Below are 3,922 nucleotides of genomic sequence, written 5' to 3' on the forward strand. Positions count from 1 at the left end.
TCGCGCCCCAGCGCGAGACGGCCCGCGCGTGCGCCCGCGTCGTGCAGCGGAATGCGCACGGTCGTCAGGGCGGGGGAGGCGTCGGCGCTGAAGGGCAGATCGTCGAAGCCCGCGACGGAGATGTCCTCGGGGATGCGCAGTCCTTGGTCGCGCAGGGCGGCACATATCCCGAGCGCGACGGTGTCGTTGGCTGCCAGGACCGCCGTCACGTCGGGGACGCGGCGCAGGAGCTCGAGGGCGCCGTCGTAGCCGGAGGACCGGTCGTACGCACCGCCGTGCACGGTGAACTGCTCCGCGGTCTCCAGCAGTTCGGGTGCGCGCTCACGCAGCGCGAGCCGGTGGCCCTCGAGGCGGTCACGGGTGGTGGTGCGCTCGGCGGGCCCCGCCACGTAGCCGATGCGCCGGTGGCCGAGGGCCAGCAGGTGCTCAGTGAGGCGGCGGCTGCCGCCGCGGTTGTCGAAGGCGACGGTGACGATGCTGCGGTCGGTGGCTCCGTCTCCCGGTCTCTCGCCGCCTGGTGCGGGCTCGTGGAGGGCTTCGTGCTGCGCCTCCTCGTCGGGAGCGAGGGGAGGACGGCCGCACAGCACGATGCGGGTCCCGCCGGCGGCGAGGCGGCGGAGCCTCGTCGCGAGTGCGGCACCGTGCTCCTCGTCCTCGACGGCGCCGCCCGTCAGCACCACGGCGGCCGCGCGTTGGCGTTGCAGGTGGGTGAGATAGGTCAGTTCGCTCTCGGGGGAGCCGCCGGTGTTGCAGACGACGGCGAGCTTCTGGCCGCCCGTTCCTCCGGCGCCGCCCTGGCTCATCTGGCTCTGCACGGCGCTGGCGATGATGCCGAAGAAGGGGTCGGCGATGTCGTTGACGAGGACACCGACGAGGTCGGACGTGGCCGCGGCGAGCGCGCTGGCCGGACCGTTGACGACGTACTGCAACTCCTCGACCGCGCGCAGCACCCGGGTACGGGTGGCGCCCGCCACCGGGTAGTTGCCGCTCAGCACACGCGAGACGGTCGCTGCTGAGACCCCTGCTCGCGTTGCCACATCGGCCAGGGTCACTGCCATCCGGTCCTCCGTTGTCCACTGTCCACGGTCGTGCCGCCGTGACGCCGCCTCAGAACGGTCGTCGCCGTGCGGTCGTGCAGAGGTGCACCGCGCCGGCCGCGGCCGTACAGCTGTGCGTGCGGGCGTCGGGCGCCTCATGTTCTCACCCCGCGTGCGCTGCTGTGACCGCTACCGATTCGGGTGCACTGACGGAACGAGATGTTCCAGTCCGGTCGTGCACGGGTCTTGTCCTGTCATATCAAGCTGGTTTACCGTCCTCGGACGGAAAGCGCTTACTATCAACGAGGAGCCTTCTGCTGTATGCCCGTTGAGAAGACCCCCGTACGCGCCGCGGTCGTCGGCACCGGCGGCATCGTGACCGGCGCCCATCTGCCCGCGCTTCAGGCGCACTCCGACCGCGTACGTCTCGTGGGCGCGGTCGACGTCGACGAGACCCGCCTCGCGTCCTTCCTCGCACAGGCCGGTGACGGCGTGAGCGGATATCCGGGCATGACGGAGATGCTCGCGGCCGAGGAGCCCGACCTCGTCCTGATCGGCACCCCGCCCGCACTCCACGTGGAGCAGGCGCGCACCGCCCTGAGCGCCGGTGCGTGGGTGCTGTGCGAGAAGCCGCTGTGCCTCTCCCTCGCGGAGTACGACGAGATCGCCGCGGCCGAGGAGGAAGCGGGAGCGGACGGCGGAGGGCCGTACGCCTCCGTCGTCTTCCAGCACCGGTACGGCTCGGGAGCCGCCCACGCCCGCGACCTGCTGCGCGCGGGGGAGCTGGGAGCCCCGCTCGTGGCGCACTGCCAGACCACCTGGCACCGCGACACGGACTACTACGCCGTTCCCTGGCGGGGCCGGTGGGGCACCGAGGGCGGCGGCCCCACGATGGGCCACGGCATCCATCAGATGGACCTGCTGCTGCACCTGCTGGGGGACTGGAGCGAGATTCGGGCCATGGCCGGAAGGCTCGTGCACGACGTCGAGAGCGAGGACGTCTCCACCGCACTCGTGCGCTTCGAGAGCGGGGCCATGGCCACCGTCGTCAACAGTGTCCTGAGCCCCGACGAGGTCAGCCGCATACGCATCGACTGTGCCGACGCCACCGTCGAGTTGACCCACCTGTACGGATACGGGAACGACGACTGGGCCTACACCCCGGCACCCCACATCCGCGGGGAGCGGGAGCGCACGTCGCGCTGGAGCACTCCGGCAGCCGACGTGCCCAGTTCGCACGCCGCCCAGTTGGCCGGCTTCCTCGACGCCATGGAGAAGGGCGTGCGGCCCCCGGGAAGCGGCCGGGACGCGCGCCGCACCCTCGAATTCCTGGCCGCGCTCTACAAGTCGGCCTTCACCGCGCAGCCCGTGCACGCGGGCGAACTCACCCCCGACGACCCCTACTACAGGGCCATGCACGGCAACCACGCCGACTGGGCACCGAAGGAGCACTGAGAAAACGATGAGCGCCCCGCTGCCGATCACCGTCACGCACACGCACGGCGAGCGCATCCGCGTCGCCGCGGGCGGCACCGAGTTGCTGGCGTACGTCTACGCCCCCGACCCGGCGGCCTTCGAGTCACGCAAGCCGTACGTGCATCCGCTGCGCACGCTCAGCGGCAGCCTCGTCTCCGGCTACCGGCCCAACGACCACCGCTGGCACAAGGGTCTGCAGATGACTGCCAGCCATCTGTCGGGCCAGAACTTCTGGGGCGGCAACTGCTACGTGCACGGTGAGGGATATCTGGTCAAGCCCGAACTCGTCGGGTCCATGCGCCACGACGCCTTCGACTCCCTCGAAGTGGCCGACGACAGGCTGGACTTCACCGAACATCTCACCTGGATCGAGAACGGCGGCGAGGAGTGGGCGGACGAGCGGCGCCGCGTGGCCGTCCACTCGGCGGACGCGGCCTCCAGCTCGTACGTCATCGACTGGTCGATCCACTTGACCAACATCCGTGGAGAGTCGCTGCACTTCGGCTCACCGACCACGCACGGCAGGGAGATGGCGGGCTACACCGGTCTGCACTGGCGCGGCCCCCGCGACTTCACGGGCGGCCAGGTGCTCTCCCCGTCGGGGCCGAGCACCGACGAGGAGATGATGGGCCAGCCCGCCTCCAAGCACCCCTGGATCGGCTTCGTGGGCGAGCACGACGACGTGGACGCCCACTCCACACTCGCCTTCGCGCACGCCCCGGAGAACGCGGAGTCGGTGCACGGCTCGCACTGGTTCGTACGGTCCGAGCCGACGCCCACCATCGCCTTCTCGTGGGCCTTCTTCGAGGAGTTCACGCTGCCGCCGGGCGACTCCTTCAGCTACCGCTACCGGACGCTGGTCGCCGACGGCGCCTGGGAACCGGAGGAGATCGAGCAGCGCCTGAAGTCGCTGCCCTGGTGACTGAACGCCCGGCCCGTACGGGCCGGGCGCCCCGGTGAAGTGCCCTCGTGGAACCGACCGGAAGTACCGACCCTGGTGAACGGGAAGACCTGGACGCCGAGTTGAAGGGAGACCCCGCATGCTGGACGCTCCACTGCCGGGCGGGATCGGCCTGTCGCACATCAGCGCATACGAGTGGGAGGCCGCCGACGGAGCTTGCGGCGGCAGCCCGCACATCCACCTCGCCTGTACCGAGGCCTACGTCGTCACCGCCGGGGAGGGCGCGGTGCAGACGCTGACGGTCGAGGACGGATACACCGAGACCCCGCTGGAGCCGGGCGTGGTCGCCTGGTTCACCCCCGGCACCGTCCACCGCATGGTGAACGGCGCCGGTCTGCGCGTCACCGTGCTGATGCAGAACAGCGGCCTCCCGGAGGCGGGCGACGCGGTGTTCACGTTCCCGCCGGAGGTGCTGGCCGACCCCGAGGCGTACGCGGCCGCCGCCGCG

Annotated in this window: 4 protein-coding genes; 3 read left to right on the forward strand and 1 reads right to left on the reverse strand. The window is 71.0% G+C overall.

What is annotated here, in order from left to right:
- The coding region (locus H5J26_RS29140; RefSeq protein ID WP_181768965.1) for a LacI family DNA-binding transcriptional regulator at positions 1–1,058 on the reverse strand (1,058 nt) is incomplete at its 3' end.
- Positions 1,059–1,358: 300 nt separating this feature from the next.
- Here H5J26_RS29140 and H5J26_RS29145 point away from each other — a divergent pair.
- The 3 genes from H5J26_RS29145 to H5J26_RS29155 form a co-directional block, all read left to right on the forward strand.
- Positions 1,359–2,492, forward strand: a complete 1,134-nt coding sequence (locus H5J26_RS29145; RefSeq protein ID WP_181768966.1) for a Gfo/Idh/MocA family protein — start codon at positions 1,359–1,361, stop codon at positions 2,490–2,492.
- A 19-nt stretch (positions 2,493–2,511) separates the two neighbouring features.
- Positions 2,512–3,435 (forward strand): PmoA family protein, encoded by a 924-nt coding sequence (locus tag H5J26_RS29150; protein ID WP_181768968.1) that lies wholly within the window; start codon positions 2,512–2,514, stop codon positions 3,433–3,435.
- A gap of 118 nt (positions 3,436–3,553) precedes the next feature.
- Positions 3,554–3,922: cupin domain-containing protein (locus H5J26_RS29155; protein WP_181768967.1), on the forward strand; the 369-nt coding region annotated here is incomplete at its 3' end.

Source organism: Streptomyces albidus (ex Kaewkla and Franco 2022), from assembly GCF_013870515.1.
In the GTDB taxonomy this organism is placed as follows: Bacteria; Actinomycetota; Actinomycetes; order Streptomycetales; family Streptomycetaceae; genus Streptomyces; species Streptomyces albidus.

Excerpts from the sequence above, each read along its gene's own strand:
- H5J26_RS29145 (WP_181768966.1), top strand. The coding sequence starts at position 1,359 with ATGCCCGTTGAGAAGACCCCCGTACGCGCCGCGGTCGTCGGCACCGGC.